Origin of the sequence: Paenibacillus senegalimassiliensis (assembly GCF_001486585.1) — a bacterium.
In the GTDB taxonomy this organism is placed as follows: domain Bacteria; phylum Bacillota; class Bacilli; order Paenibacillales; family Paenibacillaceae; genus Fontibacillus; species Fontibacillus senegalimassiliensis.
On record NZ_LN909044.1, the window covers coordinates 289671 to 304229 of the forward strand.

General features: G+C 50.9%; 8 protein-coding genes. 3 read left to right on the forward strand and 5 right to left on the reverse strand.

Annotated features, from left to right (window positions below):
- Positions 1 to 258 precede the first annotated feature (258 nt).
- Together BN3279_RS07090 and BN3279_RS07095 are read right to left on the reverse strand one after the other, a co-directional pair.
- On the reverse strand, positions 259 to 3798 hold the full coding sequence (locus tag BN3279_RS07090) for a DUF6359 domain-containing protein (RefSeq protein WP_059049942.1): 3540 nt from the start codon (positions 3796 to 3798) through the stop codon (positions 259 to 261).
- 181 nt (positions 3799 to 3979) lie between these two features.
- The gene (locus BN3279_RS07095) at positions 3980 to 4189 is read right to left on the reverse strand and encodes a hypothetical protein (RefSeq protein ID WP_059049943.1); all 210 of its coding nucleotides are present in this window, start codon (positions 4187 to 4189) and stop codon (positions 3980 to 3982) included.
- A gap of 319 nt (positions 4190 to 4508) precedes the next feature.
- Between BN3279_RS07095 and BN3279_RS07100 the strand changes: the two genes are divergently transcribed.
- Positions 4509 to 6146 (forward strand): nitrite/sulfite reductase, encoded by a 1638-nt coding sequence (locus BN3279_RS07100; RefSeq protein WP_059049944.1) that lies wholly within the window; start codon positions 4509 to 4511, stop codon positions 6144 to 6146.
- A gap of 80 nt (positions 6147 to 6226) precedes the next feature.
- Here the strand turns inward: BN3279_RS07100 and uvrA are convergent, their stop codons facing one another.
- Entirely contained in the window at positions 6227 to 9106 is a 2880-nt protein-coding gene (gene uvrA, locus BN3279_RS07105) for an excinuclease ABC subunit UvrA (protein WP_059049945.1), read from the reverse strand.
- A gap of 48 nt (positions 9107 to 9154) precedes the next feature.
- Positions 9155 to 11149: an excinuclease ABC subunit UvrB gene (gene uvrB / locus BN3279_RS07110; protein WP_059049946.1), complete on the reverse strand. Its 1995-nt coding sequence runs from the start codon at positions 11147 to 11149 to the stop codon at positions 9155 to 9157.
- A gap of 248 nt (positions 11150 to 11397) precedes the next feature.
- On the opposite strand from uvrB, the gene BN3279_RS07115 reads away from it, so the two are divergent.
- On the forward strand, positions 11398 to 12228 hold the full coding sequence (locus BN3279_RS07115; RefSeq protein ID WP_059049947.1) for a flagellar motor protein: 831 nt from the start codon (positions 11398 to 11400) through the stop codon (positions 12226 to 12228).
- Positions 12225 to 13073: an OmpA/MotB family protein gene (locus BN3279_RS07120; RefSeq protein WP_059049948.1), complete on the forward strand. Its 849-nt coding sequence runs from the start codon at positions 12225 to 12227 to the stop codon at positions 13071 to 13073. The genes BN3279_RS07115 and BN3279_RS07120 overlap by 4 nt, the downstream gene beginning before the upstream one ends.
- A gap of 87 nt (positions 13074 to 13160) precedes the next feature.
- On the opposite strand, the gene BN3279_RS07125 is transcribed toward BN3279_RS07120, so the two are convergent.
- Positions 13161 to 14513, reverse strand: coding sequence for a PDZ domain-containing protein (locus tag BN3279_RS07125; RefSeq protein ID WP_059049949.1), 1353 nt, complete (start codon positions 14511 to 14513; stop codon positions 13161 to 13163).
- Positions 14514 to 14559: the final 46 nt, after the last annotated feature.

Here is a 14559-nt window from a genome sequence, read left to right on the forward strand (position 1 = left end):
GTGACTACCGGATCACCGTAATCTATTGACCCGGTGCCATCTTTTTGTACCGCCAGCCTGATCCCCCCTCTCTGCTTACTGCTTTATCATATGGCAGCTTTCCATCAAGCGGTTACAAATGAAAAAGCGCAACCGCAGGGGCTCGCATGGCCCTTACACGTTTGCGCTTCTCCTATACTGGCGTTCCGATAAAGTCCCACGCTCTCCCGCTGCATCGATGTATTACACCTGCATGGGGACTGAGCCTGCTTGCTGTTCTCAGGCTGCTTGCTTGCGGATATAAGTCAGGTCGTCCAGCATCAACTCGGCAAAACCTTCTTCTATCGTAACCCCGCTCTGTACCTCGATCGACAACTTCAATGCCTTCAGCCGCAGCTCCTGCTCAATCGGCAGCTTGGCTTTCTGCAAGGAAGTAATCTGCTTCTGGAGTACCTTTACAGCATCTCCAGCCCAGATATAACCTGCCTCATCCCCTAAATCAACCAACTCATCCAAATGGTCGATATCGATGGTAATTGCAAAGGTAAATTCCTCAGAAGCTGTATGTCCTGCTGCATCGGTTGCCTGAACAGTCAGCTTGTAACTTCCGGGCGCCAGAGAAAAAGGGATAACCTCTGCAATTCCGGCAATATTTTGACCGTTAAGCTGATAGGATGCCGCATGGATCCCGCTGCCTTGATCCTCCAGTATCGCTGTAATCGGCAGGGCTGATTCAATCTGTAACACCTGGCTGTCTCCGGCAAAAGTAATCTCCGGCGCAGTCCGGTCTACGTTGACATACAATAGCTTGGCCACTTCCTCATTGCCAGCTTGATCCCAGGCCCGATACTCAATCTCATACCGTCCATCCTCATCAATGACAAGCGCCGAATCAAAGCTGATCCATTCCCCGCCATTCAAGCGGTATTCAATACGCTCTACGCCGCTGCCGCTCTCGTCCTCGGCATGAAAAGCAATAGTGACGACGTCCAGATTGTAACGATTTTCTCCCGTCTCTCCTGCTACATCAGCCACCGTAACCGGAGCGATCAGGTCGGCTTCGGAAGAGCTTGGCACCACCTGATTCAGCGTCAGCGGCTTTAATTGATACGTACCGCGGAACACCGAAGAAATACCACTAATATCTACTCGGGTGCCCACCGGAAATAATGTGTTAAATTCGTCCACGCTTACGCCCGTTCGTCCGTCAAACCGAACACGGACAGACTGCCCGTCCTCAGATAACGCACCAAATTCAAACGATCCTGCCGGAGCAGCCGTAACTACGTCCTGTATTTCCACATTTGTTAAAGTAATAAGTTGTCCCTGGTTCGCATCATTCACCGTATCCTGAACCTGCGGAACCGGTATCTCTCCCGTTCCCAGCTTCTCGATATGGACCGGATTCTCCAGTTCTACCTCTCCGTTGTACAAAGTGCGGACAGCGCTGATCCGAATTCGGTCCCCCGCCTGATAACCCGCATCGGATTGAAACACATAAATACCGGCTGTTTCATCTTGCAGATAAAACCCTTGCCCTCCAAATAGACCGGGCTGTGAAGTAATTATCCCTTCTACCGTGACCACCGTCCCCTCGGCAGCCTCACGAGCAACAAAGATGGTAGATAACTCAGGCACAGGAGGATGATCGCCTGGCAACGGTTCGGCCGCCACATTTCCCAGCGTCACCGGATTTGTAATGGCGTTGGCACTGCCTTGCTTCAACCGCAGATTGGCTGCGGAGGCCGTTACACCTGATTTAAGCTGAACTGTCAAATCCTTGGAGGCATAACCTTGCGCATTTCCAGTAAGCGAAAACTCTGGACTGTAGTTATAATCGGACCATGTCCCCGCATCATTCTTGAATCTGGCAATCTGCTCCCCACCAGGCAAATAAATACCAGCGCGCAAGCCCGAGACAGTCTGGCCTGGTGTTAGCCCGTTCGCTGTTAAGCGGATTTGGAATTCCTGCTGGGTGGGTAGGGTCGTTTGATGTACAAAGGCCAGAATGGGTTCCGTCTCTGGAGCTTGCATAGAACCATAAGACCCTGGCTTGAAGGTAGTCGGGTCATACCACTTGTATCCGGGAGCCGGCTGCGACCATGGTTCTGGCTGCGGCTCCGTCGTCAATGCCGGTGCCTCGTCAGCATCCAGGACGGTTGGCGTGTCCAGTTCCAAGCCCGGCACGTCGCCAAACGAAGTATAGTTCTCATCATGAGCCAGCCACTTGACGGTTTGTACCAGGAACAAGGCATCATCCGCTTCTTTGAAGCCGTCATAAGTTTTCTTGCTTTGCCCATTTTCTTCACGGACATACTTAGGTGTTGCGTCTTCTACCGGGGAGGAATCGCCGATAAAAGCAGCTTTGCCAAGACCTAATTTACCAATGGCTGCATACGGACCCTCAGCCCGGCCCCCATTATTATAGACGCCTTCATCCACCGCATTGCCCCATGCCGGTACACCGGTAGGAACATACACCAGGCCTTTGGCTTTCTCCGGGTCCAGAATAGCTAGCGTAGAACCAGCGTGCATCGCCACAGCGTCTACTCCTGCTGTGATGCCAAAGCTTTGGGATGGACTCACAATATCATTAGCGTCCACATCTCCAAGCGCATTGAAGCGGAATCTGACTCCAAAATGATCGGCCAGCCAATCCGAGCTAGCGACCCCTTGCATCGCCGGAGAGTTAGCCTCCTCAGAGGACATATCCTTGGTCGGATTCTCATAAGCCCCACGCCGATAACCGTTGAAGGCTTCTGAGGAATCCCAGCGATTCTTGTTGCGGTCGGCATTGTAATGGTCAGAGATAAAGAAGACAGCCCCGCCATCCTCTACATATTGTACCAGCGCATCTTGCTCCGCCGTTTTAAAGGGAATGTTAGCCTCGGGAATAATAAATACATCATAAGGCTGCAAGCCCTCATAAGTAATGGGCACTTCGCCAAACGTATACGGTACCGGGCGTTCCAGAGAATCTACGGTAAACCCGACTTTCCGAAGCCCTTGGGCAAAGTCAGAAAAAGCACCGTCGATGATCCAGTCTGCCGCACCTGCGGTTTGGGCATGAGCATTGTCAAACAACACACTTTTTCCCGTCCCGTCTGGTAAAGATGGAGTCTCACCGGGTTCTTCCTCATCCGGGTCTTCTCCAGGTTCTCCCCCTTCACCAGGGTTTCCCGGTTCTGTAGTGTTCAAGGTAATTTGTGTAACACTCTTGAGCCCCGGAAAATTGTTGTAGGCACCCAGTGTGCCCGAGACGTAAATCTGCTGTCCGATCAAATCAGGATTGCTTTGCAGTCCGAACTCCGAACGTAGTCCGGATGGGACTTGTACGTTGACAAGTTTGGCCTTATCCTGCTCCCCTGCCGTATCGGCAATCAGGAGATTGAAGTCATTGCCAAAGGGAGCCGTAAAGTTGGCAGACAAGGAGCCAGTAGCATGTCCTACTACAGTGCCAGTAACCCAGACTACTTCGCCGTTATTGCCCTTGGCAATGGCATCCGCAACACTGATCCCGGCTGCATCTGCATAGCTCCCGATCTCTTGGTTGCCAGTCTGCTCTGTAGCTTCCAGGCCTGTACCTGGGGTGGACCAAGGATTTACGGATAAAGTTTCTTCCTCTGGTTGGAGAAGGCCTTGCAGCAATTCCTCTGTCCCTTGCTCTGTCAAATCCGGGGATTGTTGCGTGTGGACTACCGCTTGCACCTCTGGTGCAGCTTCAGCCCCTACAGATGCCCCCCATCCCGGCATACCGGTAATTGCCAAGACCCCTGCCAGCATTAGGCCAAGCCACTTCTTGCGCCAAGCGTTCATCATCAACCGTTCCTCCCTATCCTGAATGATTTGGACTACTCCTCCATCATATAAGGGGTTAAATTGCTGATGATTACCTTAATGTTAAAATATTGTAATTTTTCACAAAAAAAACACACCCTGCCATCTGTAACGATGCAAGGTGTGTTTAATCTGTTCCTATATCATGAATTATTCGCCCGTGTTATCCAAACCAGGATTTAATCATAACGGCGTCAGAAGCCAGAAAGACTAGCAAACTGATGATGCCAAAGCCAATGGCAAACAGGTTCTTCTTCGGGCGTTCCATGAGCAAGCGAACTACACCGATAAAAATAATGATTGTAAATAGAATCATAAAAATATCGAACCCGTTGAACGTTGCTGCCGATGCTCCGGCCGCTGCAAGCAACATCCCGAACCCCCCTCTAAATCCAGAAAATGATGTTCTCCCTCTATGTTATCTTGCCTTTTCGATGGACGCAAGCAAAAAGACAAAAAAACGTCAAAATTATTGACAAATTCATCCTTAAATAACGGTTTCATCGATAAAAAAGTTCTTGACACAATGATATATCATCTATTCTTTAAAGTTTTATAAGGAAGTTTTATACAATTGTACCCGCTTTCTTTATTTACCCTGTCAGGCATCTATGATACCATTACGATAATATATCATAGTTATTTAATCGGAATTAAATGTGCTACGGTAGTTATGAAGGAGGGGTATGCATATGGCCTATGAGCCAATTTGGACCACCACACCCGAGAAGCTCAACAAATTTGAATTTGTAAAATTGGAAAAAGACGGACTGGACGTCATACGTACCATTATTGAAGAATATGCCACGTCAGGATATGACGCTATCACTCCAGAAGATATGGATCGCTTCAAGTGGGCTGGCGTTTACCAGCAAAAACCTAAGGACGGCCATTTCATGATGCGAGTCCGTATTAATGGTGGAATTATGGACACTGCACAAGCCTATGCACTTGCCGAGATTGCGCGGTTGTACGGACGAGAGCTTGTCGATGTGACGACTCGCCAGGCGATTCAGTTCCATTGGCTGCGTGTAGAGCATCTGCCCGATATCTTCCAAAGACTTGAACAAGTCGGCCTCTATTCCTTCGAAGCCTGCGGAGATTGCCCGCGCACCATCGTTGGCAACCCACTCGCTGGCATTGATAAGAATGAGTTACTGGATACCACCGAGATTGTCGAAGAGGTTAATCGCTTCTTCTTATTAAATCGGGATTTCTCCAATTTACCCCGTAAATACAAAATGTCGATCTCATCCAATATTTATAACAACGCCCAAGCTGAGATTAACGATTTATCGTTTACGCCTGCTGTCAAAGTGATTGACGGCAAGGAAATTGTCGGCTTTCATATTATGGTTGGCGGCGGCTTGTCCGCGAAGCCCCACTTGGCCCAACCGCTGGATATCTTCGTCAGACCCGAAGAGGTGCTCAAGGTAGCTATCGGGGTAACGACGATCTTCCGCGATTATGGATATCGGGAGAAGCGCCATCACGCTCGCTTGAAGTTCCTGGTCGCCGACTGGGGACCCGACAAGTTTAAAGAGAAGCTGCTGGAGCAGGTGGGCGGTCTTCCTTCACGGGGAGAAGACAAGACTGCTGGCTGGCAAGCTGCGTATTTCGATGGAGTTCATCCGCAGAAGCAACAGGGACTCAATTACATTGGTCTCGGGGTTCCGGTGGGCCGCTTAAATGCAGATGAGCTTATTCAACTTGCTCAGGTAGCCGAGCAATATGGCGACGGCAAAATCCGGACCACGATGTCGCAAAATATTTTGCTCAGTGGAATTCCTGACGAGAAGCTGGATGAAGCTCTGGCCGCTCCAGTGCTGGAACGGTTAACCCCTTTTCCGCAGCACTTTTTGAGCCGAACCGTCTCCTGCACAGGGAATGAGTTTTGCAATTTGGCTATCGTTGAGACGAAACGCCGTGCGGTAGAGGTTGCGAAGCATCTCGATCAGCATGTGACTCTGACGGATAAGATCCGTATCCATTTCGTCGGCTGCCCTAATTCCTGCGGGCATAAACATATCGCCGACATCGGTCTGCAAGGCTCGTTAATCAAAACTCCCGAGGGGATGGTGGATGCCTTTGACATCGCTGTAGGGGGAACTCTCGGCGGTGGAGATCATGGCGTGCAAGCCCGGTTCAATCAGGTCTTGAAGGGACGGGTAAAGGGGGATCAGGTTGCCTCGGTACTGGCGCAATTACTCCAATTCTATAAGGATCAGCGAACGGATGCTGAGTCTTTCCATGAATTTGTGCAACGCGTAGGCGTCCCGGCGTTCCAGGAACAGCTCAGCCGCATCCTAGAGAGCAACATTGCTTCCTAAAGGTATCAAATCAGCAACATGCAAAATAGACCGTGCATTCATCTCTTAGAGATCGAATGCACGGTCTATCGTTTATAGCTCTACCCTACTTCACGGTCCTGTATATCCTCTTCATCCAGTTCAGCCGTACGACGGGCATCGCGTTCAAGAACGGGGGCCAGGTAACGTCCGGTATAGGAAGCCTCTACCTTCACAATGTTCTCCGGCGTTCCCGTCGCAATGACCGTACCGCCTCCGCTTCCGCCTTCCGGTCCCAAATCGATCAAATAGTCCGCCGTTTTGATGACATCAAGATTATGTTCGATAACCAGCACCGTTTCTCCCGAATCTACAAGGCGATGCAGCACTTTCAGCAAGCGGTCGATATCATCCACATGCAGTCCTGTTGTCGGCTCATCCAGAATGTAGATGGTCTTGCCGGTACTCCGGCGGTGCAACTCGGATGCCAGCTTCACCCGCTGAGCCTCACCACCAGACAACGTTGTTGCCGGCTGGCCAAGCTTGGCATACCCCAGGCCAACGTCCAGCAGGGTTTGCAGCTTACGATGAATCTTCGGAATGTTCTGGAAGAACTCTGTAGCATCCTCAATCGTCATTTCCAGCACATCGGCAATACTCTTATTCTTATATTTAACTTCCAGCGTCTCTCGGTTATAACGCTTGCCCTTACATACCTCGCAAGGCACGTATACGTCCGGCAGGAAGTGCATTTCAATCTTGATAATGCCGTCTCCCCGGCAAGCCTCACAACGTCCACCCTTGATGTTAAAGCTGAAGCGGCCCTTTTTGTAGCCACGTACCTTGGCCTCATTAGTCTGCGAGAACAAATCACGGATATCGTCGAATACCCCGGTGTACGTTGCCGGATTAGAACGAGGCGTACGGCCAATTGGAGATTGGTCGATGTCCACGACCTTATCTACATGCTCAAGTCCCTTGATTTCTTTGTATTGTCCAGGGCGGACTCTAGCCCGATTCAAATCACGAGCCAGTGTTTTATATAAAATCTCATTGACCAGTGTGGACTTACCCGAGCCTGAAACTCCGGTTACCGCCGTAAACACACCTATAGGAAACTTGACGTTCAGGTTCTTCAGGTTATTCTCACTGGCCCCCTTCACTTCCAGCCAACGGCCATTTGGCTTGCGCCGCGCAAGTGGCACCGGAATAAACTTCTTGCCACTCAGATACTGGCCTGTTAAGGAATGAGCATCATCCATAATTTGTTGCGGAGTCCCTTGGGCTATAACTTCGCCACCATGAATACCTGCTCCCGGTCCAATGTCGATGATGTAATCGGCCGCCATCATAGTGTCCTCATCATGTTCAACCACGATGAGCGTGTTGCCCAAATCCCTCATATGCGTCAATGTACTGATCAGACGGTCGTTATCCCGTTGATGCAGACCAATACTCGGTTCATCGAGAATATACAATACGCCCATCAGACTGGAGCCTATCTGGGTGGCTAGCCGAATACGCTGAGCCTCTCCCCCGGACAAAGTGCCCGCAGCCCGACTAAGCGTCAGGTATTCCAACCCTACGTTCACCAGGAAGCCCAGGCGGCTACTGATTTCCTTAAGAATCAGGTTGGCAATAGCCTTCTCTTTCTCTGAAAGTTCTAGACTACCAAAAAAATTCATCGCTTCGCCAATAGACAACGACGTAGCATAAGCCATATTCTGACCATTTATAGTCACCGCGAGAACTTCCTTCTTCAAGCGATGGCCTTTGCAACTTCCACAAGGCTTGCTGCCCATAAATTGTTCGATGAATTCACGAATTCCCTCGGAAGCCGTCTCCCGATAACGCCGTTCCAGATTATGAACGATCCCCTCAAAAGTAACGTAAGCATCCTTCGTCATTCCAAAGTCATTATGATAGCGGAAGCGAATCTTGGTTTCTCCGGTTCCATAGAGTAACTTGTCCATATGCTCTTTGCTTAGCTCGGAGACCGGAACATCTTGCTGGATGTTGTAATGCTCGCAGACCGATTTCAAAAATTGCGGATAATAGTTGGAGGTACTACCGGCCCAAGCTTCAAAAGCTCCGTCTTCAATCGTTTTGGATTTATCCGGAACGAGTAATTCAGGATCGATAATCATCTTGACCCCTAGTCCGTCACATTCAGGGCAAGCCCCAAAGGGGCTATTGAAGGAGAACATGCGTGGTGACAGTTCGTCGATGCTAAAGCCGCAAATCGGGCAGGCGTAATTGGAACTGAAACGCAGCTCCTCCTGACCGATAATATCCACCAAAATCTGGCCACCGGACATTTTCAACGCGGTTTCGATAGAATCAGCCAGCCGAGTGCGTGCGTCCTCCTTCACCACGATCCGGTCCACAATGACCTCAATGGAGTGCTTCTTATTCTTCTCCAGTTCAATATTTTCAGATAAGTCACGTTGTTCTCCATTCACGCGTACCCGAACGAAACCTTGCTTGGCGATTTCGCTGAACAGAGTTTTGTGCTCGCCCTTCTTGCCCGAGACCACCGGGGCTAAAATCTGCAAACGAGTGCGCTCTGGATATTGCATGATCCGGTCCACCATCTGTTCGATGGTCTGGGACGTAATTTCAATCCCGTGCTCCGGACAATGGGGATGGCCCACTCTGGCAAACAACAGGCGAAGGTAGTCATAGATCTCAGTCACGGTCCCTACCGTGGAACGAGGGTTGCGACTGGTCGTCTTCTGGTCGATGGAAATAGCTGGCGACAGCCCTTCAATGGAATCAACATCTGGCTTCTCCATCTGGCCCAGGAACTGCCGCGCATAGGCCGATAAAGATTCCACATAACGACGTTGTCCTTCAGCATAAATGGTATCAAAGGCCAGCGAAGATTTCCCCGAGCCGCTTAATCCTGTAAGCACAACAAACTTATCCCGCGGAATGGTAAGATTGATATTTTTGAGATTGTGCGCCCGCGCGCCTTTTATTACGATGTTTTCACTAGCCACCAATTCCATCTCCCTTGAAGACTACTATATTTATATATCAATTCCCGGCTACTCTGCCTTAAGCTCCAGGACAGCATCACGCAGTTCGGCAGCGCGTTCGAATTGCAAATTCTTTGCCGCCTCTTTCATTTCGGTCTCCAGGCGCTTGATCAGCGCCTCGCGATCGCGCTTGGACATTTTGCTCTTGGCTGCATCCGTCAAATAATCGCTTTGGCTCTCCGCCACCTTGGTTGCCTCAATGACATCCCGAATTCTCTTGCGAATCGTTTGTGGCGTAATTCCATGCTCCTCGTTATAGGCAATTTGAATAGTTCGCCGCCGCTGGGTTTCCTTCATAGCACGATCCATCGATTCGGTAATACCGTCTCCGTACATAAGCACACGGCCATCCGAGTTCCGTGCGGCCCGGCCGATCGTTTGGATTAACGAACGCTCGGAACGCAAGAAGCCTTCCTTATCGGCATCCAGAATCGCCACCAAAGACACTTCCGGCAGATCAAGCCCCTCGCGCAGCAGGTTAATCCCGATCAGCACATGGAACGTACCCAGCCGCAAATCGCGCAGGATGCTCATTCGCTCCAGCGTTTTAATATCGGAATGGAGGTATCTTACTTTAATACCCACTTCCTTTAAATAATCCGTCAGGTCCTCCGACATTTTCTTGGTCAGTGTCGTCACCAGCACCCGCTCATCCTTGGCAATACGGTCACGTATTTCGCCAATAAGATCATCGATTTGTCCCTTCGTTGGACGGACTTCAATAATAGGGTCAAGCAGCCCCGTTGGACGGATGATCTGCTGTACGGTCGTCGGACAATGCTCAAGCTCGTAGGGTCCTGGCGTTGCAGAAACATAAATTAATTGTGTGGCCTTTTCCTCAAATTCCTCAAAGCGAAGCGGACGATTGTCCAGGGCCGATGGAAGGCGGAAGCCATGATCCACCAGCACGTTCTTACGAGCCTGGTCACCATTATACATCGCCCGGATCTGGGGAAGCGTGACATGAGACTCGTCGATGACTACAAGCATGTCGTCCGGAAAATAATCCATCAACGTATAAGGGGTAGCTCCCCGTTCGCGAAAGGTCAATGGACCGGAGTAGTTCTCGATCCCGGAACAGAATCCGACTTCCTTCATCATTTCGATATCGTAGCGCGTCCGCTGCTCCAGCCGTTGGGCCTCCAGCAGCTTCCCTTGCTCTCGAAACAACTCCAGCCTCTCCTCCAGTTCGCGCTCAATGTTGCCTATGGCAACGCGCATCGTTTCCTCCTGGGTTACAAAGTGAGAGGCTGGGAAAATAGCGGCGTGCTCTCGCTCACCGATCAGTTCACCAGTCAACACGTCAATTTCGGTAATGCGTTCAATTTCATCGCCAAAAAATTCTACACGAATGGCATGCTCTCCCCGAGAAGCGGGGAATATCTCTACCACATCTCCACGAACCCGGAATGTGCCGCGTACAAAGTTAAGATCATTGCGCTGGTACTGAATATCTACCAGATGGCTCAGAATTTGATTGCGCGGCTTCTCCATCCCTACCCGCAGCGACAATACCAAATCACGATATTCTATAGGTGAACCGAGACCATATATACACGATACGCTCGCCACAATAATGACATCCCGCCGTTCAAACAAGGAAGTCGTCGCCGAGTGGCGCAGCTTGTCAATCTCTTCATTAATGCTGGAATCCTTCTCAATGTACGTATCCGAAGAAGGGATATAAGCCTCCGGCTGATAGTAGTCATAATAGCTGACGAAATAATCTACCGAATTATTAGGGAAAAACTCACGAAATTCGCTGGCCAGTTGTGCTGCCAACGTCTTGTTGTGCGCGATAATCAGGGTAGGGCGTCCAAGCTTCGCGATGGTATGGGCAATCGTAAAGGTCTTCCCTGTTCCGGTTGCGCCAAGCAGTGTCTGATGTCTCTTGCCCGCAAGTGTCCCCTCCACCAGTTGGGAGATCGCTGACGGCTGGTCCCCTTGCGGCATAAAGTCCGAGATTAACTCAAACTTATTGTCGCTAACCACGATTTCACTCATTGTCCAACATCACCCTATCGTCTAAAATGGAATACGAGATATAAAATGAATGAGACTCCTGTCTCAATATTGGCGGCTGATATAAACTAGCATCGTCATGATTCCGATGAATAAACCAAGTCGAAATTAACGTAAGCTTCCTTATTTTACAAAATAGGAATGCGTGTTCCCGTGTATTATACCTTTTTCGTTCTGGAGATGCAAACGGTAAGTCACGGCAAGTTCTGAATAGGAGTGGTTCTCAACCCATGGATATTACTACAATTATAGGTCTTATTATCGGACTAGTCGCACTGGTGGGAGGCTTCCTACTCGAAGGCGGCCAAGTGGGCGGTCTGCTTCAACTTACCGCTGCGCTGATCGTATTTGGCGGCACCTTTGCCGCTGTTCTGATCAGCTTCCCTCTGGCCAAGCTGCGTACGCTTCCCAAAGCGCTATCCCTGGCATTTATTACTAAGTCAAACTCAACTGATAACATTGTCGAGGATATCACCGGCATGGCAACCATTTCTCGCCGGGAGGGCGTACTCTCTCTGGAAAGAACCGCCGAAACCCATGATGACCCTTTCCTCCGCGAAGGAATTCAATTGATTGTCGACGGAACCGATCATGGCATGGTTCGCCAAATGCTGGAGCTCGAAATCGATGCGGTCGCCAAAAAACATGAGGGATATGCTAAAATCTTCGAATCTGCGGGGGGCTATGCGCCAACGATGGGGATTATTGGCACGGTGATGGGATTGATACACGTGCTGGGCAGCCTGACCGAGCCTACGGCGCTGGGGCCAGCTATTGCGCTCGCCTTCACCGCCACCTTGTATGGTGTGGCCAGTGCCAATCTGATCTTCCTGCCAATAGCCTCCAAAATCAAGGCGCGCAGCGAAGATGAACTGGACCGGATGGAGATGATTCTGGAAGGCATTCTGTCGATTCAGAACGGGGATCATCCCTTGCTCGTACGGAGAAAGCTGGAATCGTATAACATCGATGTAGACCGCCCTTTGTCTGGCCGGAATTCCGAGCTGGACTTTAGGAGTAACCCGCGTTTTCCTTCAGGCTCCCGGGAGAATGAACTATGAGAATAAGATCGCGGCGCAGAAGAATGGGCCAACGTCAGGATACCAAAGACCGCTGGATGATTACGTATGCAGATTTAATTACCTTATTGCTCATTTTTTTCGTGGTGATGTATGCCATGAGCCGGTTGGACGTGGATAAGTACGAAGTAGTCACCGCTTCCTTGCAGCAAACGTTCAAGAGTGGGGATTCCATCCTTGAGTTGGGCAGCGGAATCACGGGAACTGCTGACCGTTATAATCATAAAAATCCGCCAACCACATCAGAAGATACAGAATCGGGCGGGCAGGCAACTAATGGTGGACAAGAGGGGGAACCCCCATCAGCCGGGCAGGATGCTGAGGCTCCGTTAACTGAACGGGAACTCGCCTTCCGCCAGCAGGAGCAGGAACTGGCTTCCTTGATGGGTCGCATTGAATCTTATATTGAAGACAATCAATTAGAAGAACAAATAAAGGTTACTGATTTGCCTAAGGGAATTTCGATCACCTTAAGCGATCAATTTCTGTTCGATACCGGTAAAGCCGAGCTAAAAGCGGGATCAGAAAAGACATTAAGCCGCTTGGCCAGCCTATTCAAGGAATTGAATACCATCATCAGCATTGAGGGACATACGGATGATCAGCCGATTAGGTATTCCGCCGCATTCAAGGATAATTGGGAACTGTCCGGGGCTCGGGCCCTGTCCGTGCTGCGCTTCTTCCTCGATAAGGAACGGCTTGACCCACAGGATTTCCAATATGCCGGCTACGCCGACACTCGTCCGGCTGCAGATAATGATACCTCACAGGGGCGTCAAAAGAACCGCCGGGTAGAAATCACCGTATTGCGCCAGTTACAGCAATAGAGCAGTAGAGAACAAAAAAGACGCCGTTTGGTTACCTCGCTCCCGTAGGAGCCGTAACCAAACGGCGTCTTGTCGTCTTTGGACTGACTAGGCCCCAGCCGCCGGACCATCGCTTGGCGGCACAGTCACGGAAGCGGTGGATGGCTCAGCAATCAAGCTAGCGGGGCCACGGCCCGCTTCTGTGGTGCGAGCGCTCCGCTTCGGCCGCAGCAGTTGCCATAGGGACAACGGCTGCAACCGCACCGCCGCTGGCGCGAGCTCATCCGGGGCCAAAATGGCCCCGAGTTGATGGTGGTCGCCAGCGTATATAGCCCGCTGGAGGAATTTACTCTCGCCCGCGAGATTCTGCACCTCCAGCTTGCAAAAAGCAGGATTAATCCGCAGCGCCGCATGCAATTCTTCCTTCGTAGGCACCGGCACACCGTTGACCTTGATGATGGTCTCGCCCGGCTGAATTCCCAGTTCTTCGGCCGGACTGCCTGGCAGTATCGCAAGGACTTTGAGTCCGCCTGGCGGGTGGACAAACAGCGGACTGCGCTGCTGTTCCTCATGACGGCTGTACCAGACCAAACCTTCATGCAACAACCAGGCAATCAGTGACGCCACCAATACGAGTGGGCTCCACCAGACACTACCAAGGGCCAAGACCAACACCAGCACGCCATAGGCGAGCAGACGGCCTGAGGATACTCTAGCCTTATCTTTAGGCAACAAGCCGGTAGTCATCTCCGAGAAGCCCATCATAATCGGCAGGGCCATCATACCAAAGCCACCTTGCCAGGCTTCTCCTCCGAACAACGGTGTCCACGGCAGAACCCCTCCAGCCGTCTGTGCCGGAATCATTAGAAATAACGGCACTGGCCACAAGCTCTGCATTTGATAGCCGCCAACCAGCCTTCCCCGCTTACCTTCATAAAATAACGGACCGGCAAAAGATGCCCCCTGCCACCGCACCAGGAGTCCCTCCGCGATGTGCAGTAATCCGACCAGACAGAGCAGTGCCGGAATGTCCAATTCCCGAATAATACGGACTACCTCGTAAATCCCCCCCGTCCCACTCAGGTCAGGGAAGAAATGAATTATAAATTGAATGACCCCAAGTGACCCAACGGCATAAGCCAGGCATAAGTAACGGACGCGCAGTAACATGAACAGGAGCGTAACCGCCCAGAGACATAGCAGGCCTTCCCAGGTCAAATTCATGCCCAGAAATACAAAGACCAGTGAAACCGCTAAGCCCGCTAGCAATCCCCCCAGCACCGTCCTCCAGGTTTGCCTTCCCCAGCCATGCAAGCGAACATGGAATAACCGCCGCTCCAGCACAACCTGCCTGCGGTAGATCAGCATCGTGATGATAATCGCAATATAGTAAAACGGCTGCAAGAACAATTGAGCCGCAGCTATGGCGAGGCTCCACAATCCTTCCAGAATGAGATCCACCGGTTCTCACGCTCCTCTTCTCAACAAACCCGGCCTAAATATCATC

Bases quoted from the DNA above. Each gene is read 5' to 3' on its own strand.
- uvrB (WP_059049946.1), bottom strand. From the start codon at position 11,149: ATGAGTGAAATCGTGGTTAGCGACAATAAGTTTGAGTTAATCTCGGAC.
- BN3279_RS07120 (WP_059049948.1), top strand. From the start codon at position 12,225: ATGAGAATAAGATCGCGGCGCAGAAGAATGGGCCAACGTCAGGATACC.
- BN3279_RS07095 (WP_059049943.1), bottom strand. From the start codon at position 4,189: ATGTTGCTTGCAGCGGCCGGAGCATCGGCAGCAACGTTCAACGGGTTC.
- BN3279_RS07100 (WP_059049944.1), top strand. From the start codon at position 4,509: ATGGCCTATGAGCCAATTTGGACCACCACACCCGAGAAGCTCAACAAA.
- BN3279_RS07115 (WP_059049947.1), top strand. From the start codon at position 11,398: ATGGATATTACTACAATTATAGGTCTTATTATCGGACTAGTCGCACTG.
- BN3279_RS07090 (WP_059049942.1), bottom strand. From the start codon at position 3,798: ATGATGAACGCTTGGCGCAAGAAGTGGCTTGGCCTAATGCTGGCAGGG.